A 21,364-nucleotide genomic window follows, 5' to 3' on the forward strand; every position below is an offset into this window, starting at 1 on the left:
CCCCGCGCCCGAAGGGCGCCAGAGACCGGATTCCGGAGTTGCCGGCTTCCCCCTCTCCCCAACCCCTCTCCCGCGTTGGGGAGAGGGGCTTTATCGACAACTCAGCCCAGGGAAGAGGGGCTTAGTCGACAGTTCAGTCCAGGGTAGAGACGTTATCCGCCTGCAACCCCTTGGAGGCTTCAACCACATCAAAACGCACGGCCTGCCCCTGGCGTAGCACACGGCGGCCCCGGCCACGAATGGCGCGGAAGTGAACAAAGACTTCGTCACCACCCTCGCGGACAATGAAGCCAAAGCCCTTCTTGACGTTGAACCACTTCACGGTGCCTTCCTCGACACCTTCCGGACCGTAGTCATCGTCGTCGTCAGAGCCATCGTCGCTGTTGCTCTGCGTACGATGGTTACCCTGGTGGCGAGCCCCCTGATTGTTGCTGCGCTGCTTCGGCGAGCCGGCCTTGCGCTCGCTGACCAGAACCGTTAGTACGCCAACAATCACAAACAGAATAAAGGTGATCACGTATGCTGCGATGGCTGAAGGCTCGCCAAGCAGTTGAAGTGCACCGGTGCCCTCACCGGTTACCGACATATAAAGCACCTGAAACAATGCGGGCGTGGCGTTAACAAGGATAAACCCCAGAACCAGCGGGGCGAGAATCGCAACCAGTACCGCTGAAAGAATTGCTCTTGCTGGATTACGCATGGATAAAACAGACTCCGTAAGATCATGGATCACAGTTGTTGAGATAACCTTTTATCCGTCGGACACGTGTCCAAACCCGACACCCCGGCGAATAAAGCGGGCATAATAGCAGATTCACCACAAACCTGACCAAAGCGTTCCACACTATGGCGAACACCGACACAAACGCGACAGAAAAGCTCATGGCAAGAATGGACGAACTGGAGACCCGGCTGGCTTTCCAGGACGAGCTGATCAACACCCTGTCCGATCAGGTCGCGCAGCAGGAACTGGATATCCGCAAGTTATGGGAAGCGAAGCAACACCTGAAAAAACAACTGTCGGAGATGTCGCCGTCCAATATAAAAGGGGAGAACGAGGAGACACCTCCGCCGCACTATTAATGCCGCAGAATTGGCTTAATTCCACACCACCAGCTGCTCACCCCGGCTATCCAGCCGCCACCATTTCTCCTCCTGGACCGGGTCGCCCTCCTGCCATTCACCCTGGCTGCAGCGGATTTCCGTTTCCAGGGTTCGCCAGGCGCTGCGGGCGCAGTCCAGGTCGGTGGTCCAGGGCAGCTCCTTGCCTTCCAGCACAACGGAACTGAAGCGTTTGCCGAACGCCTCGGCATACACACTGATGCGAACCAGATGGTCGCCGTAGCGGCCCTCCCCCTTGTAGAGGCCAGGCTTGTTGCCGAATGGGGTCAGGGGGACAAGGAGCTGGTCGAAGTTGGCTTCCAGCCAGATGGTCAGGCGGGCGGGGTCAAGGTCACGAACGTAGATTTCCAGATCCTGCACTGCGGGCGCCTCCGGGGACGTGGGTTGGAACATGCAAGTCAGGATAATCGCCTGTGCCGGTTATGGATTCAAGTTCTGCCCGGACATCATCCGGGAAAACCTGACGCAGGGTGCCCCTGGCCTGGCGCTCCAGCCAGTCCACTTCCGCCGCCGTCAGTTCCAGGGACAGCTGGGACAACTGTCGCTCCAGCTCTTCCACCGGCTCACCGGTTTCACGGTTGGCTTCGATACGCCGCGTCAGGGTATCCAGCTCCGCCAGCAGGCGACGGCATTCCGCCGGCCCTTCCTCGGCGATGACCGATACGCGGGCGGCGGCCCGTTCCATCCATTCCACCACCTGGCCCGGCGTTGCCCGGTAATGCAGGCCCGAGGTTGCCAGCCCCATGGCGGCATCGGTAATCCGCACCTTCCAGCGCGCCTCGATCACCGGCCGATGCGCCACCAGGATGGCGTGATTCTGGGCATGGCTGCTGGCCGGCAGATCATGACGCACCAGTGATCGCCCCATCAACCGCTCCATACGGCGTGCGGCCACCGCATCATCGTCCCGTTCCGGGCTGAGTAGCAACAGGGGGCCGATATAGTTCGACAGCAGTTGGCGGGCAGGATGATCGGGCTCCGCCATCAGGGCCATCAGGTCGGCGGGGGACAGGTTGTCCAGGACGAGGGTGGGCAAGGTGCCCTGGACATGGTTCGAGTAGCCCTCAAGCTGCTCCATGATCTCCAGGGTTTCCTGTGGGTTGCGCAGGTTTGCCAGGTAGAAATCCGTGCGCATGGCGGGCATCAGGGCGTGCAGCCAGGCGGTCTTGCCCGCTCCCCGCTCCGCGGTCACCCACAACAGACCGTGGGGCGAGGACGCCAGGGCGACCGCCAGGTCATCGGCCAGCCGATACCAGTTGGCATCCGTAATCACTACCGGATTGGCTGTACGCCCGGTTGCAGGCACCTGCCCCAGTCGCATAAAAGCACCCTCGTTCCACGTTCTGGAGGGGGCGCCAGAATCCACCTGCGTTAAAGCAGAGAATCCACTACAGGCACCAACCGGCCGAGCCCCCTGTGAAAACCCCGAAAGTACCGTTTTTCGTCACCGAGGACGCTCGCCGCCGTCACATTTCCAGCAAAATATCGGAAAAAACTGAAACTCAGGTTACAAAACAGGAACCCCGTCGCACTTTCCTTCTGAAAAATACGACGAGGCTGTGAGACAAAATCCGGAAATGACTTAGTGAAGTCTAGACGCGATTGTAGGTATCTTCAAAGCGAACAATGTCATCTTCGCCAAGATAGCTGCCAGTCTGCACCTCAATCAACTCCAGGGGGATAACGCCGGGGTTGGTCAGCCGGTGGGTGACACCGAGGGGGATATAGGTGGACTGGTCCTCGGTCAGGAGAAGCTCATCCTCCCCCCGCTGGACCTTGGCCGTGCCCGTTACCACCACCCAGTGCTCCGCGCGGTGGTGGTGCTTCTGCAATGACAGGGAAGAGCCGGGGTTGACGGTAATCCGCTTGACCTGGAACCGTTCGCCATGGGCCACGCCCTCATAGGTACCCCATGGCCGGTGCACCTTCTTGTGGAGCTTGTATTCCGGGCGGCCCTGCTCCTTCAGGCGATTCACCAGCTTCTTCACGTCCTGCACGCGATTGCGGTCCGCCACCAGCACCACGTCGTCGGTTTCCACGATCACGTGGTCGCTGACCCCCAGGGCGGCGATCAGGCGGCCTTCGGAATGCACATAGGACCCCGAGACGTCCTCCAGGATCACGTCGCCATGGCAGGCGTTGCCGTTTTCATCCTGGGGCTGGATTTCCCACAGGGTGGACCAGGAGCCCACATCACTCCAGCCCGCATCCAGGGGCACCACGACAGCGTCCCTGGTGTGCTCCATAACCGCGTAGTCAATGGAATCATCAGGACAGGCGGCGAAGGCTTCCTTGTCCACCCGGGTAAAGTCCATGTCTCCCTTGCGAGCGCCATAGGCCGCCCGGCAGGCCTCCAGAATCGCCGGCTGGAAACGCTCCAGCTCTTCCAGGTAACGCCCCGCCGAGAACAGGAACATGCCACTGTTCCAGTAATAGCCACCTTCGTCCAGGTAGCGCTGGGCGGTTTCCTCGTCCGGCTTCTCGACAAAGGCATCCACATTGGACCAGGTGCCGCCACTGCCACCAGCACGGATATAGCCATAACCGGTGTGGGGCGAGGACGGCACGATGCCGAAGGTCACAAGCTTGCCTTCACGGGCCGCATCGGAGCCAGCGGCCACGGCCCGGGAGAACGCCTCCTCGTCCTTCAGCACCTGGTCCGAGGGCATCACCAGCATGAGTTCGTCCGGATTCTCCTCGGCCACGGCCAGGGCCGCCAGGGCAATGGCCGGCGCGGTATTGCGCCCGACCGGTTCCAGGATGATACCGGTCGTCCGGTCGGCGGCCAGCTGGTGCAGGTTCGCCGCCACCACAAACCGGTGCTCTTCATTGGTAATGGCCATGACGCGTACATCCGCACCCAGCCTCAACCCCCTGGAAATGGTATCCGACAACAGGGACTCATCTGACACAACAGGAATAAACTGCTTGGGGTAGGCTTCACGGGAAAGCGGCCACAGGCGGGTTCCGGAACCACCAGAGAGTATGATCGCTAGCATGACAGGTCCTTTTTGCGAATAGAGAGGTGAAAATTTATTGATCAGACGGAACACTGTAATTCTCCCTCAATTCCCCGCGATGTTCAAAGCACCATTCGCGAACGATCCGGGCAACCTTACGGGGTAATTTACCAACTTTAATCTCACCGGTTTCAATTTCCACCAATGCCTCGAAACCCTGGTATTCAACGTGTATATGGGGTGGCGGATGATCGTCATGCCACATACGGATGAGAATACCAAAGAAAGTCGATATGACAGGCACTATCCAACTCCGTCTGGACAATGAGGGGGAAGGGGTAACCCGGGCGTTAAACTTCACCCGGGCTAAAAACAGCCGGCTTAGTTCTGTTGCCAGCCCTGTACGGCTTCCTTACCGTACTTCTGGCGCCACTCGTTCAGCGTCTTGTGGTTGCCGCCACGGGTCTTGACCACTTCACCGGTGTGCGGGTTCTTGTAGGTCTTCAGGGGGCGCTTGGCGCGGGTGCCGCCGTCGGCCTTGCCGGTCGCCACGGAAGGATCAATGGCGCCGAGGATCTGCAGCACGTCCTTCGGGGACTTCTTGTACTGGTCCATCAGTCCCTTGACCTTGTTTTCGAACTCCAGGTCACTTTTCAGCGCCTGGTCCTGTTCCATCTTGTTCAGTTCATCAGACAGCTTTTCCAGAAGCTGTTTCTTCTGGTAGTAATCGTTGATATTCGCCATGTAAATTCAACCTTTTTAAACTGGAGATATTTGCAGGTTTTCCATTTCCATCCCTGAAACATCAGTAATCATAAATCATTACTTGCAGGGATTAAAGAAATTCGTCACAGCGAGAAAATGAAGAAAAAATAACGAAAGCCACCAGACACAAATAACGGGAAGGAAACAGGGCGACGGAGAGCTTTAAACAGGACCGGCCAGTATCGACTGAAACCATCCGCGTTCAGAACCCCCACACCAGGGGAATTAACAGAACGGCCGTTGTTCCCACCAACAGGCTCAGGGGAACACCAATCCGCATGTAATCGGTGAACTGATAGCGACCGGGGCCATAAACCATCAGGTTGGTCTGATAACCAAGGGGCGTGATAAAACTGGCGGACGCCGCAAACATGACCGCGACCGCAAAGGGAATGAAATTGACGCCAAGCTGTTCCGACACCGCCAGGGCAATCGGGAACATAAGTACCGCCGCCGCGTTATTGGTAATAACTTCCGTAAAGGCCGCGGTCAGCACATAAATAAGGGCGAGTGCCAGCCAGGGCGTCAGCGTTCCGAAATTCAGCAGACTGCCGGCCACCCACTGGGCCGCGCCGGTCTCCGACATGGCCGTTCCCAGGGCAAATGACGAGGCGATCACCACCAGCACCGGCAGGTCCACACTCCGGCGGGCACGGCTGGCGGTAATGCAGCGTGAGGCAATCATGGCACCGGCAGCCAGGAACGCCGCCTCCAGGATACTGAGCAGGCCGGAGGCACTGACCACCACCATGGCCAGCAGGATACCCAGGGCCAGGGGCGCCTTGCTGAAATCCGGGGGCGTGGAATCGTTCAGGGCGCTGACCAGCAGGAAATCCCGGCGGAACCGGTACTGCTCCGCAAACTCCTGGCTGGCTTCCAGCAACAGGGTATCGCCCATCTTGAAGCGGATATCCCCCAGTTTACCGGGCACGCGCTTGCCCTCCCGGGACACCGAGAGGATGGCGGCATTGAAACGGGAACGGAACCGGCTGTCGCGAACCGTCTGCCCCAGGGCCGAAAACTCCGGCCCCAGCACCACCTCCACCAGGCAGCGCTGATGGTTGGCCAGGTCCAGCTTGTGGACACCACCGTTGGCCGGCTTGAGCCCCTGGATGCGCCGCAGTTCGCTGGCACACTCCGGGGCGCCGACAAAGTACAGCTTGTCCCCGGGCTGGAGCATCCGGTCCGGCTCCACGGCGGTAATCAACCGCCCCTGGCGGTCAATCTCGGTCAGGTAACCATAATTCAGTGAGCGCAGGCCTGCTTCGGCCACGGTGCGGCCCACCAGCGGCCCCGGGCTGACGACTTCCACTTCCACGCCATATTCCCGGACCGCCTCCAGTTCCTCGTTCAGGCCGCCCCTGTCCGGCAGCAGGCGGGTGGCGAACAGCACCAGGAAAAGGCCGCCAACCACCAGCAACGGAATCCCCACCCAGGCCAACTCGAAGAGCCCCAGGTGAATATCCAGCCGGCTCTGCAACAGCCCATCCACCACCAGGTTGGTGCTGGTGCCGATCAGGGTACAGGTACCGCCGAGTATGGCGGCATAACTGAGGGGAAGGAGCAACTTGGAGGCAGGCAGGTTCAGGCGCTGGGCCCAGTCCTGAACGGCGGGGATGAACATCGCCACCACAGCGGTGTTGTTCATGAAGGCACTGAGCACCCCGGTGGGCCCGATCAGGCGTGCCTGGGCACCGGAGGCGCTCTTGGGATGGCCCAGCATTCGCCGGGCGATCCACTGCACCGCCCCGGTTTCCTTCAGGCCAGCCGCCACCACGTACAGCGTCGCGATGGTGATCACGCCCGGGTTGGCAAACCCCGACAGCGCCGACGCGGGCGTCAACACACCGGTGATAACCAGGAGGATCAACGCCCCCATCAGGATCAGGTCCGCCGACACCCGGGTAGCAACCAGTGCCCCCAGGACAGACACCAGCAGGACCAGCGTAAAGATGGCTTCCCACGCCATGGAAATGAAACTCCCGAACCGTATCCGTGTGCGTAAAAACTCCCTGTCTCATCCGGACGAGAGTCGTGACTGTGCACCAAAAGGAATAGCAAACACCCTTTTAATAACCAGGGCGCACACAGTAAACCGTTAAACCCGCCGAATGCCAAATACGGAATTTGAATAAGGTAATGAACGTCAGGCGGATTTTCCGTTCTGGAGGATCAGCCCCCGTTCCAGCAGATACTCGATAAGACTGTCGACACAGTCATCAACCGTCATCTCGGAGGTATCCAGGCAAACCTCGGCCCGTTCCGGAGCCTCATAGGGGGAGTCAATACCCGTGAAGTGCTTGATCTGCCCTGCCCGGGCCTTCTGGTACAGGCCCTTGGGATCACGCTCCTCACAGGTGGCAAGGGGCGTGTCCATGAAAACCTCGATGAACTCGCCAGCGGGGAAAAGGTTGCGCACCATGCGACGGTCGCTGGTGAAGGGGGAAATGAACGCACTGAGCACAATCAGCCCGGAATCGGTAAACAGCTTGCTCACCTCGCCAATACGGCGGATGTTCTCCACCCGGTCACTGTCGGAGAACCCCAGGTCCTTGTTCAGGCCGTGGCGTACATTGTCACCGTCCAGCAGGAACGTATGGTAACCCCGATGATGCAGGGCCACGTCCAGCGCATTGGCAATGGTGGACTTGCCGGAACCACTGAGCCCGGTAAACCACAGCAGGCAGGGCTTCTGGTGCTTGATTGTGGCCCGCTCGGCGCGGGTGACCTTATGATTGTGCCAGACGATATTGGAAGACAAGGGGGATCCTGAGCTGAAATGAATTACGGTATAAGATTATAGGTTTTTGCCATATGTGCCGCAAATATCACGGAGCCAGCAGCGTACAGCCTACAAACCGCCATGCCTGGCCCAGAATTCTGATGGTGTTACGACTGGATAGTACTCTTCCAGGACAAGCAGGTCCTTATCACCAGTAATCAGATAACCCACTTCGTGGAACTGCATACCAGCTACCAGGGTACCAAGCACCGGGGTATCACGTATGTCTCTCACGGCATCATGGGGCAGCGTTACAGGGTCAACGATATCCGCGATAAACCCCAAAATATCAACCAGATCGTCGATCTCCAGATCCGACATACCGTGTCGACCTCTCAACCTGGGAAGAACTCTGCGGATTTCATCAAGAATATAATCCGAGAGAACAACGTCAATCGCGCCGCTCCGCCACGCTTGCATGATCTTTCCCGGCACACTGGCCGGGAAAGCCATGCCGGAGATAATCACATTCGTATCAAGCACTACCTGAATAGATGCCATCCCTGGTCTCGTTCCCGTTATTTTTCAGAGCGTTCGTTGACGACGGCCTCTTCGATCTCCCGCATACCTACATCCTGAGGCACACCGGAGAACCCCTGCTCCAATCTGCTGCTCAAAGCATCGAAGCGAGCTTCCATTCTGCGAATCCGGTTAAACAGGCGCGCATCCACCAGCGCGGCCACAGGTTTACCATCCTTCTTGATTAACACACTGTCGTGCCGGTACTGAACCTGGTTAATCATCTCACCCAGGTTTTGCCGGAATTTAACCGCACTGGTTTCTGTGATCATGCTCACCTCCTGCAATACTGATCACTATGATCATAACAGTGAAGACGTCATAAGAGAACACCGGCAGCCCCAATTAAGCTTCAAACGCCGCCACCCACCAGAAAGATTGTTTTAGCCACGGAATCCACGGAAGGAAAGACAAAAAGACCTAAAAAATCGTGGTAATTTTTCCTTTCTCTTTTTCCGTGTTATTCCGTGGATTCCGTGGCCAATCAAGTCCTTAAACTCAGGCCCCCAATCAACGAACCCCACTATCGGATGATTCCTCAAGCGGCGCAGAATGACACCACACCAGATCCGCCATCTCGCCATTGGGTGCGTATCCGGTAGGCGCCTCGCGGATGAGGTCGGCAATGCGGGCGCAGTCGAAGTTCTGACTGGCGAGGGAGAGTTTCTTCAGGAGGGATTCCACATCGTCCCGGGCCATCATGATGTGGGGTGACTGGTTCTCAGCCCCTAATAATCAGGCTGCGTGGGTTGTCACCAACGGCCAAGCGCCACTCTTCTTTGCTTCCAGAATCACGATCTCTACGATAGACCCATCTTCAGCGTAGCTGACATGCGTATTCCAATCCTGAGAGACCTCTTTAACGATGGGCTTGTCACTGAGGTGCATTGTCAGTATGTCGTCATCTGAATCATAAACAGTTCGCATTTCAGACCTCCCAGGAAAAGTGATGCATGACAGTTTTCACAATCAGAAACTCACCTTCAAGCACCACAGGCACGCACAATAAGTTATCCGACCGGTCGGCAAAATGATGGGCAATCCACAGCCGTGTCTCGTCTTTATACCGAGTCTGTCCATGCTCGATCAAGTCGGAAAGCTCGCCGGCCGAAATCGACCGTTCTTTCATTCGATTGCTGGCGTGACGGCTAATTCTGACTGATCGCCCAAAACGATCTGAATACATGGCACTTCCTTTTGCCCAAAACTAGCTGATTCATCTTTGACTAACTACTCTTCAAGCGCCCAGACGCTGAACACCACTATCGGAAGGCTCAAAATGGCGCCTCGCGGATCAGTTCCACACTGAGGCTCTATCGAAATTCTGGCCGTTTAGGCAATCAAGCAACTACCCGCTTCACCACTGCCTTGGGAAACGAAAAGTTCACCAACAGCCCAACCTCCTTGCCGGTGGCCTTCAGATAGTTGATCAGCTGCGGCTCTGCCGAGAGTGGCATCTTTTGCTGGGCCTTGAGTTCAATAATGACAGAATTCTCGACCAGAAGATCCACCCGGTGTTCAGCGATGGGATTGCCTTTGTAGTAGACGACAACCGGTACCTCACATGCCACAGCCAACCCGGCAAGCCGTAACTCCTGAACCAGCGCTTTCTGGTAAACCGACTCCAGAAACCCGGCCCCCAGATGGCGGTATACTTCGAACACACAGCCGCGAATCTTATAGGTCAGCTCGTCTTCCTTGAGCATCAGTTATTCCTTAGAAAAAGATTTTTTTGCCACGGAATCCACTGAAGGACACGGAAGGGAAGACAAAAGACCTAAAAAACCCTGGTAACCTTTTCTTTCTTTTTTCCGTGTTCTTCCGTGGATTCCGTGGCTAATCAGTTCCTTGAGCTCAAGCCCCCAATCGCCGAACACCACTATCGGACGATTCTTCAAGCGGCACAGAACGGCACCACACCAGGTCAGCCTCATCCCCACTGGGTGCGTAGCGTCAACCGCGCCTCACACCACCATCAGACTGGGGCAATGGTACCTTTGTTGCTGCGTACGCCCAGGTGACGTACAATTAAATCCGGACTTACCTGTAAGGAGCTCACATAATGCTCACCATACCTGACAACACCCCGGAAAGTCGGGATCGCAATACGGCCCGCTTCAACTTCCGTACCACCGAGCGGATCAAGCAAACCGTAGAGCACGCCGCTGCAATGCTGGGGCAGGATACCTCAACCTTTGCGGTTACTGCTGCATACGAACGTGCCATCGAGACAATCCGGTCGCAGGAAGTCACACACCTGAAGCCGGAAGATCACCAAGCGTTTTTCGAGGCATTGGAGCACCCTGCCGAGCCAACAGACAAACTCCGTCACGCGTTCAGCCAACACAAGGAAAAGGTTTCAAAGCGCTAAATGACAGGGAAGTTCGTAATCGAGCCGCTCGATACCCGCAGGCACGACAGAATGACGTTCTCATCAGGGGTTGATGCCGTTGATAACTTCCTGCAAAAAACAGCAGGCAAGTTAATGAAAGGAGGTACAGCGAGAGTATTTGTCGCGGTGGACCCGGCAGACACGTGCGGACGAATCCTCGGATTTTACGCCATCAACGCCCATAGCATTGAATATCAGGCTCTGCCCGGTCGTTACCGACGATACGCTCTACCCGACGGCAACATTCCGGCAGCATTCATCAGCATGATCGGTGTCACAGAGGCTGTCCAGGGAAACGGCCTCGGCGGCCTGCTACTGGCGGATGCGCTCAAGGGCGCCCAATTCGCCTCAGAGCGCGTCGGCACAGCTGTCGTGTTACTGGATATTCTGGATTGCGGTAATCCGGACGCTGTTACCAGACGGCAAAGATTGTATGAAAGTTACGGCTTCCAGTCCCTGCCATCATGCCCCCTCAGGATGTTTCTTCCAGTAACTACAATTGCCAGGGCCTATAACGACCGGTGAGGCTGGGCGCCCATCGGAGTCTGACTCCATCTTTTGAATACACAACCGCGAATCTTATAGGTCAGCTCGTCTTCCTTGAGCATCAGTTATTCCTTTCGATAAAAATTTTTGGCCACGGAATCCACGGAAGGAAAGACAAAAAGACCTAAAAAATCCTGGTAACTTTTTCTTTCTTTTTTCCGTGTTCTTCCGTGGATTCCGTGGCCAACCAAGTCCTTGAACTCAGGCCCCAAGCCGCCGAACTCCACCATCCGGCTGTGCCTCAGGCAGCGCGGAATGACACCACACCAGGTCCGCCACCTCGCCATTGGGCGCATAGCCGGTGGGCGCCTCGCGGATCAGTTCCGCGATACGGGCGCAATCGAAGTTTTGGCTGGCCAGGGAAAGCTTCTTGAGGAGGGACTCCACCTCCGCCCAGGGCATGGAGGCCTCCCGGGCCATCATGATGCGGGGGTGGCTGGTGCCTTGCGGATCATCGCCGATGAGCAGTTCCTCATAAAGTTTTTCGCCGGGGCGCAGGCCGGTGAAGCGGACTTCAATATCACCGTCCGGGTTATCCTCCGTCTTCTCCGACAGCCCCATCAGGTGGATCATCTTGCGGGCCAGGTCGACAATCTTTACCGGCTCGCCCATATCCAATACAAACACCTCACCGCCCTGCCCCATACTGCCGGCCTGCAGGACCAGCTGGCTGGCCTCCGGAATGGTCATGAAATAGCGGATGATATCCTGGTGGGTCACCGTTACCGGACCACCATCGCGTATCTGATCCCGGAACAGGGGCACCACCGAGCCGGAAGAGCCCAGCACATTGCCAAACCGTACCATGGTGAAGCGGGTATCGGACTGGCGCTCCGCCAGCCCCTGCAATACCAGTTCCGCCAGGCGCTTGCTGGCCCCCATGACGTTGGTGGGGCGAACGGCCTTGTCGGTGGACACCAGCACAAAGCGCTCCACGCCGGTTTCAATGGCTGCTTCCGCCACATGCCAGGTGCCAAAAGTGTTGTTCTGCACCCCTTCGATGATGTTGTGCTCCACCAGGGGCACATGCTTGTAGGCGGCGGCGTGGTAGACCGTGTGCACCCCGAAGGCACGCATAATGGCCTCACACCGGCGGCGGTGTATGACACTGCCCAGGGTCGCGTGAAGCTCGACACCCAGGTCCTCAACGGCATTGATCGAACGCAATTCCCGTTCGATGGCATAAAGGGCGTACTCGGTCTGTTCGAACAAGATCAGGCGGGCCGGTTTCTGTCGCAGGATCTGACGGCACAGCTCGGAGCCAATGGAGCCGCCGGCACCCGTCACCATCACCGACTTCTCAAAGAGACTGGAGGCCACCAGGGCACTGTCCGGTGACACGGGTTCACGGCCCAGCAGATCTTCCAGCTCCAGGTCGCGGATATCGTTGATGCGGGCGCGGCCGGACACCAGTTCCGCCATGCTTGGCACCGTCTGTACCGGCACCGCCAAGGGCTCCAGCTCCCGCAACAGTTGTTTACGGTCTAGTCGGGTATCTGCATCCAGCGCCAACAACAGGCGCTTCACCCCATGCTTGCGAATGGCCTTCTCAATATGATCAATGCCATAAACGGGTAGCCCGTGAATCAGCGTACGGTGATTGGCTTTGTGGTAACTGATAAACACGACCGGCTGATATTCCGTGCCCTGACGCAGGGCCTCCGCCAGTTGCACACCGGTTTCCCCGGCACCAACAATCGCGACAGGCTCCTTGTTGCGCCGCTGGGGACGAGCCACCAGCATGCGGACACCCATCCGTGTACCACTGACAAAGATGAAAGCCAGGGCAGCGTAGATGATCGGGACGGACCGGGGGACAAACACCTGCAACAGGTAGGCAAGCGCAATCAAGGTAAGCGCAGACGAACCAACCCCAATGCTGATTGTTACAAACGCTTTGTCGCTAAGGTATCGAATGATTGCCCGGTAAAGCCCAAGCCGGACAAAAATCACTACTGAGACACCGATGGTAAGGCCACCCACCAACAACTGGTCTTGGCTTGGCATCCAGGCTTTTTCCTCGAGACGAAGGGCAAAAGCAGCCCAAAAGGCAAACGAAAGAAAGATCGTATCCGATAGGACAGAAATCAGTCGTTTACTGGCTCGAGAGAGATTAAGAAATGCCTGGAGCATGGATACCCTCATTCGATGAGTCTTTATGTCCCAGTCTAGAGCAGGATCAGGAACACTGTCGCTGGAGATTGGAAAAAGTTGGAGCCGAGTTTTGTGAGACTCGGCAACTGCATCAGGTCAAGAGCCTAGACACTTCGGAAACGACACGATCGACATTGTCATCACTCATTGCTGGATACACGGGCAGCGATACGCACCCATTCCAGTAAGACTCAGTGTTAGGGAATTTTTCAGCATCCAGACTATACTTCTCACGGTAATAGCTCATGTGGTGAAGAGGGCGATAGTGCACCGACGTCCCTATCCCGCACTGAGAAAGCTTTTCAATAAATTCCTCTCTACAAATTTTGCTGTTTTTACCAAGAACAATCGGGAACAAATGGTGGGAATGCCGAGAGACCGGCACCCGCCATTTCACCAACTGAACACCGGAAAGCCCACCGAATGCTTGGTTGTACCGCTCAGCGATTGCTTGGCGAGCCTCCCTGAACGCTTCAGCCTTAACAAACTGAGCCACAGCAACAGCGGCGTTTAAGTCAGGCATGTTGTATTTGAATCCCGGAGCCTTAACATCGTAGACCCAGGACGACGCTTTATTGCCAGAGAAACGATCCCACACATCCCGATCTATACCGTGAAGGCGCATCATTTTTACACGGCGGGCAATATCGTCGTCATTGGTAACGAGCATGCCTCCCTCACCACTGGTAATAGTTTTATTGGCGTAAAAGCTAAAACAGGTGATGTCACCAACACTGCCGACGGGACCATAGGTATCTTGGGCGGGAAAGGCATGGGCGGCATCCTGCAGGAGCCGAACACCGTACTCCTTACAAACTGCAATGAGCCCCTCTTCCCCGTCCAGCTCAACCGACTGACCGCCGAAATGGACTGCCACGACAGCCTTGATACCTTCGGTTCGGCGGATCGCTTCAGCAACAACCCGAGGATCCATCAATAATGTATCTTTATCGATATCGACGAATATAGGATCAGCGCCAACATAGCGAATAACCTCAGCCGACGCAGTGAAGGTCAACGAGGGAACAATAACCTTGTCGCCCGGGCCGATACCCAACGCCTCAATCCCAAGATGCAACGCTGCGGTGCATGAGTTGACAGCCAGAGCGTGCTTGGTACCACAGTGCTCTGCAAAAAGGCTTTCAAGCTTTTGGGCCCATTTCCCTGTTGTAAGCCATCCAGACTCAAGCACCTCTTGCACATTAGCCAGTTCCTGCTCACACGACGAAAGCCTAAAGTAAGGTATATTCATATCAGTTTGCAACCACCTTAAAGACCGTTTTTACAATTAACTTAACGTCGCCGACAAAGCTGTGATTTTCCACATACTCTTCGTACAACGTTAATTTACGTGGGAGGATAATGTTCTTGTACGCGGCTTGTGGATCATGGTACTGAGCCAGAAGCACTTCTTCATCACGAAACTCGATGGAAGCGGGATCTGTAATACCTGGTTTTACTTGATGAATCTTGCGCCAACGCTCTGGATAGGTGTCGACCCACGACCGAACCTCAGGTCTGGGCCCAACAATCGACATCTCACCTTTTAGCACGTTGATAAGCTGAGGTAATTCATCAAGTTTGTATTTGCGCAAAATTCGGCCAACATAAGTAATACGACTGGAATCCCCTGCGTCAAAAGAGCCTGTATCAGTTTGCGGCTTTAGCGTCATTGTCCTAAATTTCAGGATAGAAAAAGGCTTACCATTGAGTCCGACTCTGGACTGTCGAAAAAAAGCGCCCCCACGGGAATCATAGCGTACCCAGATATATATCAAAACCACTAACGGAAACAAAAATAGCAACGCAGAAAGAGAAACTACGATGTCAAATAGACGCTTCACAAAAGACATACTCCTTTATGGTGGCCGGGAGCTCCTCAAAGATTCTCAGGATTTCACTCTGCTGGTCTTCAGACAGGCCTTGCCGCCATTTCTCGTTTTCACCCGTTTTAAGAGTATCTTTGTATTGACGGGTAACGGGATGAGGATCGATACCAAGCTGCATGCACAGGGATACGATTGTATCAGCGTTGTCCATTAATTCTTCGTATCGAATCGTTATTACCTGACTATCTGGAATCTGAGACAACTGATCAAAAGCAATACGGACGCAGTGAAACCACTGTTTTGCACAAACAACATGAAGGGGATAACGTTTGACATCCTCCTCAATACCTTTGTAACGAGGCCCCCAAATAGGCGGGGCATTGTTGAACAAACCAGAAATTCGGTTCCACAAATACCAAAAAGCGTACCGAAAATTACCCCAAGGAAAATACCGGATCTTATCCATAAGATATCCTTTCTCAGGTGGGGTTTGCCACATCCGAATGGCCGACTCTGTAACAGCACGCCCATCGCGAACCAAGTGGATGAACGTAGCATCTGGAAATGCCCGATATAGTAACAACGGTCGCAGGGAATTAGGAACAGACTTTTCGATCAGAATGTCCGATTTCGCCTTTTGAACGTCACGTTCGGCCAGATGCGGTAGCTTATTTCGCATCCACTGAATAGACTTATCTGAAACAGATGCTGGATCAATTTCGTCATGTTTCAGTCGTTCATTGCCATAACGCCACAAATAACCGATATCGTAAGGAACCCGAACCACATCAGGACTTACCGACAAAGTATCTCGGAGAAACTTTGTTCCTGATCGGCCAGCTCCGATAATGAAAACCGGTCTTTGCTTCATTAATAAAACCTTTTTATTGAAAGTGAAAATAATTAACAATAACTCCAAAAACCGAGCTATCGATTTGTGAGATCAAAAAAACCTATTTTTTAAAATACTGCGATTCCGCAATAAGCCATTGATAGCGTACCTAATGAAATGACAAATGCTGGTTATGAAATTAAGCCCTTCATAGTTTCTATATACGTTCCAGACTTGGCGAGCAGCCAAAAATTTATTGCTTGAAATAGACGAAGGTCGGACCCTATATTTTGCAAGCACTTCATCCAACCCTTTTGCGTCTCCATAGTTCCGCAATATACTTAACCAAAGCACAAGTGGCTGTCTTGAGGGTATATCAGGCATTCTTAAATCAGAGACCTTTTCCCTATCTACTAGAACTGTTAGACAGCCAATTACAGTATTACTTAACAAATATGCGTAACTAACTGAACTTGGCGCAGAAATTATTTTCCCAACATCTTGACCGTCCTCATCGATAACTGAATATGATGAGAACACCATGGGTGCTCTGGTCTTACTAATTAAAGAGATCTGACGTTCGAGCTTTTCCGCTAACCAAACATCATCACTATCAAGGAAGGCCACATATCGTCCTCGCGCGATACCTAATGCACAGTTTCTAGATGGACCCGGGCCAAGGTTACTAGTATTTTCAATTAGCTTAATTCTTGGCTCTCGTTTCATCCAAGTTGACACTAGTTGTACAGTCGAATCACTGGAAGCGTCATCAACAATAATCATTTCCCAAGATTTAAAAGTTTGAAGAACAACAGACTCAATAGCGTCCTCTATAAACTTTGAACTGTTATAAGCCGGCGTTATGATACTAACTAATGGTCTTTCATTCGGCATGGTAAACTCAGCACTCGTTTTTACTTAGGAAAATAAATATAAAGAATAACCGATAACAATGCGCAACTTTTATCGCATAAGCTTGGCGAACGCTGTCCCGACTCGCTGCCTACACTCCCAAATTGACCTATATACCGTCAAATCATACTTAGAAAAGCGTTGCTTCCAGCGTTCATCGAAAAAATTCTTACAAAAAGTCGAACTAAACGCATTCGAACTATGAAAAGAGGGTAATATTTCCTCTTCTAAGAAACCATAATAGTCTTCAGCAATATCATCCAGACCAGATTTGTAAAATGTGGGAACGCCTAGATGGAGCAATTCAACTGTAACGCCGCTATTGGGAACAATTGCCAAGGATATAGAAGATGAAAAATCGAAAAGGCTTTCGTCAATATCTCTAAAGCTAACTTTTGAAATCATTTTCAATAACGACAAATCCAGCTTACATGCCGGGTGACGCCTCAAAAATATGTCTGTAACATCTTCACGTTTACTCAGTTCGTTGAGGAATTTCTTTAACGTCGAAGTATCGGGAAATCGACTCAAGCACACTCCCACGATATAAGGACCATCACTTAACGTTGGCGAGCGAAAACATTCAGAAAACGGAGGCATTAATTGAACCTCAGCATCGAATGTTGTCCCTGATAGTTCAGAAGCTTCTCGATAGGCTTGAATCGATTTGTCATCATACAAAATCGACAAATCGGTTGACAAAGGGGGAAAATATTTCGTAACCGGCGCATGTTGAACATAACAGGTTTTCCTACCCTCTAGTTTCGAAAGGGCTATTAAGGCTCTAGCAACTGGAGAGTGGTCCGACGCTATACACACGACCTCGACGCTTGAGGGCAAAGGTCGACTTGAATAAACGATGACTGCCCCCATCCCTATCGCCACTTTCGCATAAACTAGTGCATTTTGGTAATTATTATTCGCCAACAACGTAGCAGCATACCATAAAAAACGTATAGAAATCAGCGACTTTACCCTCTCCTTCCAAAGCAGGTTTCGCGACATTTCAGCTATACATTCATTTACCTCCTTCGAAAGACAGTTATTCAGCTTATTTAATGCTAACAAATTATTCCGAGTGACTCCGTACTGAAAGATCTTAGGTTGACCAACAGGATACCGATAAATACCCGAAAAAGTTATAATCGCCACTAAACATATAAAATTGAAAATGACAAACCGATTTGCCAAACGAATGATGTTAAAAATGAAATTGATAGTGTTTGAGCGATCAGAAAAACTTCTTTCATTCGAGCTATACACTTCTTGGCCATAAAATCGCTCTAAAGAATTTTCCACCTCTAACAGTATCTTTTTTTTGCTTAAATACGACAGCAATTTCACACACCTAATTAGCTGGTTTTCAGTTAACCCAAAAATATTATTCGTCACTAACCGCTCTAAACTCTATTTATATCTAACCTGCTCTAAACATAACAGAGGACATACAAACATGGATCATTTTTTTCGCATAAGCAAACACATCAGAATAAAAATAGATCCAGACACAAAAGAAGCACTCATAATGACCAAATAACCTGCAAAATTTGCGTGCAAAACTTTAAAGACAAATGCATAGCCAATAAGACCGAAAAAGCTTACCTTTTTAGATAGACCGTAAAAATACTGTATAAAAATAAACGAATAAAATAGAGGAGCGATTAAAAAAAATGGCCCAAGATAAGCGGTACCAAGCAGAGCTCCTGCACTAGAGCCAGCTGATGCTTCATATCTATTATGCATATCAAATCTAGTTGCTTCAGAAATATTCCTGGGATGTTCAAAGTTAGCACCTTGCCCAAGCGCCTTACCTATACGGAACTCTAAATCGCGCTGTATTAGCTCAAGATAGGAATACTGAGAATTAACTATACTACTCCCTGCCGAGTAGGTGTACATTTGTTCTGCTTGAATCGAAAATCTAGAAACGACCCATTCGGCGATGAACTGGGGAGTAACGTAATCTGGAATACCGTCAAACTTTGAATAAAATCCCGCAGAAAAAAGTAGAAGACCGCATAGCGCTAAAGTAAATAGTCTGATTAACGTGAGTTTTTTCGATTCCAATAACAGGTAGATAAAGACAAACAGAGTTAAAGCAGATGCCAAGCCGTCTATGGTCATTGAATAGCTGGCCAGCAGAAAAAAGATCCAAATCGACGAAACGAAATTTCGTTCGTAATTTTCCCTTACAATTAATACCACCAAAGCCAGAGTAAAGCCTTTTGCGACTTGGTATATTATCCAGCTTAAAGGAGTGAACTCTCCTCCACTATATCGTGCCTGAGGGTCAACAATGATAAAACATAGTATATTGAGAATTATCGCCAGAACAACCAAAGAGCGCGCTACCAAGTAGCCAATTACAAACTTTGGAAGTGGCCGAACTACATATGTGAAAAGGAAGCTAGCCAAACAAAAAACTAGGACGCAGGCAAGGAAGATCGAAAAATCAACCCAAGAGAAGGGCTGAATTTTATACGCCCTTATAGTTACTAGCCCACTTCTAGACAAAAGAAACCAAAAAACATCACTCCCATATAGAATGACTAATAACCAGGCGGTATTTCTTCTAGCGATTCCGAGTTGGGAGTGGCTCATTGAGTTCTTTTACTGAAATCGGAGCTTTTAAAGAAAAATAGTTTAGCAGTAACCAGCCATAGTAAACCAATAAAAATTGTACTAGATGGAATTCCTGACAGATTAACACTATCAATTGCATCGACCACCCATAAAACCGCACAAAAAGCTAGCGCAATACAGATACATACAATATAAAAGGTTACCGCTCTGGTTATACCCGAAGCCCACTGAACGTACCCCAGATGAACTGACATTATCGCGAAGAGCAGTGCATCTGCTACGACAATCGGAGTGAGTAAAACCATCTGTGTAATCGTTGATAGGTCAGAGAGATCTATGAACATGGGGCCCATCAAATACACCATCACTAGAACAGCTGGAAACCCCAATAGTTTTTTCATTGTCGGTTCCAAACGCCTTTGAAACATTAGAGGTCGTCGAGCAATAAGTTTCCTGTATGGTATTTGATATCGAACATTAAACAAGATTCCTACGCCTTGCGCCAACTGTGCTAGAGCGACAAAAGTATGAGCTTGCTCTGGATACCATTTTACGATCGCAATTCTTGGCAACTGTCTATATGACGCAGGAAGAAATGTTCCAACTATATATGCAAAGTTCTTTCTAATAGCAATTATCCCTTTGGTCGTGAGGAATGAAGGTCTACCAATCACTTTCATAAAGATAAAAGAAACACCCAGTGCAGAAAACGCAGAAATCAACAAATAAATAAACTGATAGTTATTATTAAAAGACAGCAAAATAAAGACGATGAAGACCCATATTGACCGATAGACTTGTACCAAAAACCAACCAAAAAATTGTTTTCTAAATTCTAACGCCCTAGAGCACTCTTCCGATAGCTTCTCTATGATAAAAGTGAAGCATACGATAGCCACAAATCGCCAACTATAATCTATTATTGGCGTCATCAAAACTAGAATCAACAATGCTATCGCAGCGACCATCAACCAAACCAAACCGCTCATATAAGCGTGTTTTTTAATTAAATACGCTGGATCATCTGATCGCGACATATAATAATCGCGATAAACAGGAATAGATGATAGAGTAAGGGCCATCATCGCTATTGGGATGGATAATACGAGAATTGTTGGTTTACCAGGCAGCATCCCTTCCAGATAAATTGCGAGTGGCCGAAGTGCAATTGGGGCTATCCGGTAAACAAGAAGTTTTATCACGTAGTGTTACCTATTCAAAAGGAATCAAGCCACTCTTCCGTAATATATTAGAAACACCACGGTCACTCTGAAACGTATATAAAGTTACTGCGTACCGAACCCCCTTATCAATAGGCTTTCCGCGATGTATGCATTTCGTGTCACAAGCTAACATAGTTCCTGCTGATGCGTTTACCTCTTGAAAACCTTCTTGAATATCATGCAGTCTTGTCTGGCCTAATGGATATCGCTTTCGTTGACTCCACAAATTCATATTAGTTTCTGGGATATACTGAAAAGGTCCGTTATCAGGCCCAACGTCGCTTAAATACCATATACATTTAACCTGATGGGAAAATGCGGAATCTCGATGCGCTCCGCCACCTGAACCTAGGTTCCCATCGGCATGCACAACCCGGTTTGCCATAAGACACCATGACCTAACTTTCCTCCCAGTGTAACTTTCTACAGCATCTACCCAATGATCAATGTCGAAGAACTCAATTAGACTCCCAATATCTTTTTCAAAACACCAAAGTCGTGAATCTGAGCCTGTTTGATCGCACCACAACCTCGGATTTTCTGTCTCAAAAGCCGCATTTTCAAAAATATCGATTAGTTCCTTACAGGTATGCTTGGGTAACGCCCCTGGATAAACATGGGCAGTAGTGTGCTTCAATATGCTCAGCTTTCCTTTGCCCCCAAAAGTAACCATCCACAGTGAAGCGATCATCGTTTTAATTGTATTACGTATTAATCTCACCTTTAGTCCTCAAGATCTGCTCGA

26 protein-coding genes are annotated in these 21,364 nt (G+C 51.6%); 3 read left to right on the plus strand and 23 right to left on the minus strand.

All coding sequences use genetic code 11. The annotated features are described in order from the left end of the window. Positions 1-133: 133 nt before the first annotated feature. On the minus strand, positions 134-700 hold the full coding sequence (locus tag RO069_RS07640; protein ID WP_328186463.1) for a cold-shock protein: 567 nt from the start codon (positions 698-700) through the stop codon (positions 134-136). A 182-nt stretch (positions 701-882) separates the two neighbouring features. Between RO069_RS07640 and RO069_RS07645 the strand changes: the two genes are divergently transcribed. Then, positions 883-1,083: a SlyX family protein gene (locus tag RO069_RS07645; protein ID WP_328186465.1), complete on the plus strand. Its 201-nt coding sequence runs from the start codon at positions 883-885 to the stop codon at positions 1,081-1,083. A gap of 15 nt (positions 1,084-1,098) precedes the next feature. Here the strand turns inward: RO069_RS07645 and RO069_RS07650 are convergent, their stop codons facing one another. The 13 genes from RO069_RS07650 to RO069_RS07700 form a co-directional block, all read right to left on the minus strand. Continuing rightward, entirely contained in the window at positions 1,099-1,482 is a 384-nt protein-coding gene (locus RO069_RS07650) for a hypothetical protein (RefSeq protein WP_328186466.1), read from the minus strand. Then, positions 1,454-2,443: a hypothetical protein gene (locus RO069_RS07655; RefSeq protein ID WP_328186467.1), complete on the minus strand. Its 990-nt coding sequence runs from the start codon at positions 2,441-2,443 to the stop codon at positions 1,454-1,456. The genes RO069_RS07650 and RO069_RS07655 overlap by 29 nt, the downstream gene beginning before the upstream one ends. A gap of 271 nt (positions 2,444-2,714) precedes the next feature. After that, positions 2,715-4,121: a mannose-1-phosphate guanylyltransferase/mannose-6-phosphate isomerase gene (locus RO069_RS07660; RefSeq protein WP_328186468.1), complete on the minus strand. Its 1,407-nt coding sequence runs from the start codon at positions 4,119-4,121 to the stop codon at positions 2,715-2,717. A 34-nt stretch (positions 4,122-4,155) separates the two neighbouring features. Continuing rightward, on the minus strand, positions 4,156-4,443 hold the full coding sequence (locus RO069_RS22085; RefSeq protein ID WP_442915350.1) for a DUF4160 domain-containing protein: 288 nt from the start codon (positions 4,441-4,443) through the stop codon (positions 4,156-4,158). A 20-nt stretch (positions 4,444-4,463) separates the two neighbouring features. Further along, positions 4,464-4,826: a histone-like nucleoid-structuring protein, MvaT/MvaU family gene (locus tag RO069_RS07665; RefSeq protein ID WP_328186470.1), complete on the minus strand. Its 363-nt coding sequence runs from the start codon at positions 4,824-4,826 to the stop codon at positions 4,464-4,466. A gap of 223 nt (positions 4,827-5,049) precedes the next feature. Continuing rightward, entirely contained in the window at positions 5,050-6,816 is a 1,767-nt protein-coding gene (locus tag RO069_RS07670; protein WP_328186471.1) for an SLC13 family permease, read from the minus strand. A 177-nt stretch (positions 6,817-6,993) separates the two neighbouring features. Beyond that, positions 6,994-7,608, minus strand: coding sequence for an adenylyl-sulfate kinase (cysC, locus tag RO069_RS07675; RefSeq protein ID WP_328186472.1), 615 nt, complete (start codon positions 7,606-7,608; stop codon positions 6,994-6,996). Positions 7,609-7,698: 90 nt separating this feature from the next. Next, positions 7,699-8,130: a putative toxin-antitoxin system toxin component, PIN family gene (locus tag RO069_RS07680; RefSeq protein WP_328186473.1), complete on the minus strand. Its 432-nt coding sequence runs from the start codon at positions 8,128-8,130 to the stop codon at positions 7,699-7,701. Between the two features lie 17 nt (positions 8,131-8,147). After that, a complete protein-coding gene (locus RO069_RS07685; protein WP_328186474.1) occupies positions 8,148-8,420 on the minus strand; it encodes a type II toxin-antitoxin system Phd/YefM family antitoxin in 273 nt (90 codons plus the stop codon). Positions 8,421-8,658: 238 nt separating this feature from the next. Then, complete coding sequence (locus RO069_RS07690; protein WP_328186476.1) at positions 8,659-8,850, minus strand: hypothetical protein; 192 nt, start codon at positions 8,848-8,850, stop codon at positions 8,659-8,661. A 33-nt stretch (positions 8,851-8,883) separates the two neighbouring features. Next, on the minus strand, positions 8,884-9,075 hold the full coding sequence (locus tag RO069_RS22090) for a DUF2283 domain-containing protein (RefSeq protein WP_442915351.1): 192 nt from the start codon (positions 9,073-9,075) through the stop codon (positions 8,884-8,886). A 1-nt stretch (position 9,076) separates the two neighbouring features. Further along, positions 9,077-9,334, minus strand: coding sequence for a DUF4258 domain-containing protein (locus RO069_RS07695; RefSeq protein ID WP_328186478.1), 258 nt, complete (start codon positions 9,332-9,334; stop codon positions 9,077-9,079). 154 nt (positions 9,335-9,488) lie between these two features. After that, complete coding sequence (locus RO069_RS07700; RefSeq protein ID WP_328186480.1) at positions 9,489-9,854, minus strand: GxxExxY protein; 366 nt, start codon at positions 9,852-9,854, stop codon at positions 9,489-9,491. 356 nt (positions 9,855-10,210) lie between these two features. On the opposite strand from RO069_RS07700, the gene RO069_RS07705 reads away from it, so the two are divergent. Both RO069_RS07705 and RO069_RS07710 read left to right on the plus strand, forming a co-directional pair. Next, the gene (locus tag RO069_RS07705; protein WP_328186481.1) at positions 10,211-10,519 is read left to right on the plus strand and encodes a type II toxin-antitoxin system TacA family antitoxin; all 309 of its coding nucleotides are present in this window, start codon (positions 10,211-10,213) and stop codon (positions 10,517-10,519) included. Then, positions 10,520-11,065, plus strand: coding sequence for a GNAT family N-acetyltransferase (locus tag RO069_RS07710; protein WP_328186482.1), 546 nt, complete (start codon positions 10,520-10,522; stop codon positions 11,063-11,065). Positions 11,066-11,287: 222 nt separating this feature from the next. Here the strand turns inward: RO069_RS07710 and RO069_RS07715 are convergent, their stop codons facing one another. From RO069_RS07715 to RO069_RS22095, 9 genes are all read right to left on the minus strand, one after another. Beyond that, complete coding sequence (locus RO069_RS07715; protein ID WP_328186483.1) at positions 11,288-13,219, minus strand: polysaccharide biosynthesis protein; 1,932 nt, start codon at positions 13,217-13,219, stop codon at positions 11,288-11,290. Positions 13,220-13,331: 112 nt separating this feature from the next. Beyond that, positions 13,332-14,492: a DegT/DnrJ/EryC1/StrS family aminotransferase gene (locus RO069_RS07720; RefSeq protein WP_328186485.1), complete on the minus strand. Its 1,161-nt coding sequence runs from the start codon at positions 14,490-14,492 to the stop codon at positions 13,332-13,334. 1 nt (position 14,493) lies between these two features. Next, complete coding sequence (locus tag RO069_RS07725; RefSeq protein ID WP_328186487.1) at positions 14,494-15,084, minus strand: sugar transferase; 591 nt, start codon at positions 15,082-15,084, stop codon at positions 14,494-14,496. Then, positions 15,068-15,940: a sulfotransferase family protein gene (locus RO069_RS07730; RefSeq protein ID WP_328186488.1), complete on the minus strand. Its 873-nt coding sequence runs from the start codon at positions 15,938-15,940 to the stop codon at positions 15,068-15,070. Before RO069_RS07730 ends, RO069_RS07725 begins: the two co-directional genes overlap by 17 nt. Positions 15,941-16,012: 72 nt before the next feature. Further along, positions 16,013-16,795 (minus strand): glycosyltransferase family 2 protein, encoded by a 783-nt coding sequence (locus tag RO069_RS07735; protein ID WP_328186490.1) that lies wholly within the window; start codon positions 16,793-16,795, stop codon positions 16,013-16,015. Between the two features lie 69 nt (positions 16,796-16,864). Beyond that, the gene (locus tag RO069_RS07740) at positions 16,865-18,205 is read right to left on the minus strand and encodes a hypothetical protein (RefSeq protein ID WP_328186492.1); all 1,341 of its coding nucleotides are present in this window, start codon (positions 18,203-18,205) and stop codon (positions 16,865-16,867) included. 66 nt (positions 18,206-18,271) lie between these two features. After that, complete coding sequence (locus RO069_RS07745; RefSeq protein WP_328186494.1) at positions 18,272-19,414, minus strand: hypothetical protein; 1,143 nt, start codon at positions 19,412-19,414, stop codon at positions 18,272-18,274. Next, entirely contained in the window at positions 19,411-20,598 is a 1,188-nt protein-coding gene (locus RO069_RS07750; protein WP_328186496.1) for a hypothetical protein, read from the minus strand. The genes RO069_RS07745 and RO069_RS07750 overlap by 4 nt, the downstream gene beginning before the upstream one ends. Positions 20,599-20,608: 10 nt before the next feature. Next, positions 20,609-21,310, minus strand: a complete 702-nt coding sequence (locus tag RO069_RS22095; protein WP_442915352.1) for a phytanoyl-CoA dioxygenase family protein — start codon at positions 21,308-21,310, stop codon at positions 20,609-20,611. Between the last annotated feature and the right edge of the window lie 54 nt (positions 21,311-21,364).

The organism is Marinobacter sp. OP 3.4 (genome assembly GCF_036224885.1).
GTDB lineage: Bacteria > Pseudomonadota > Gammaproteobacteria > Pseudomonadales > Oleiphilaceae > Marinobacter.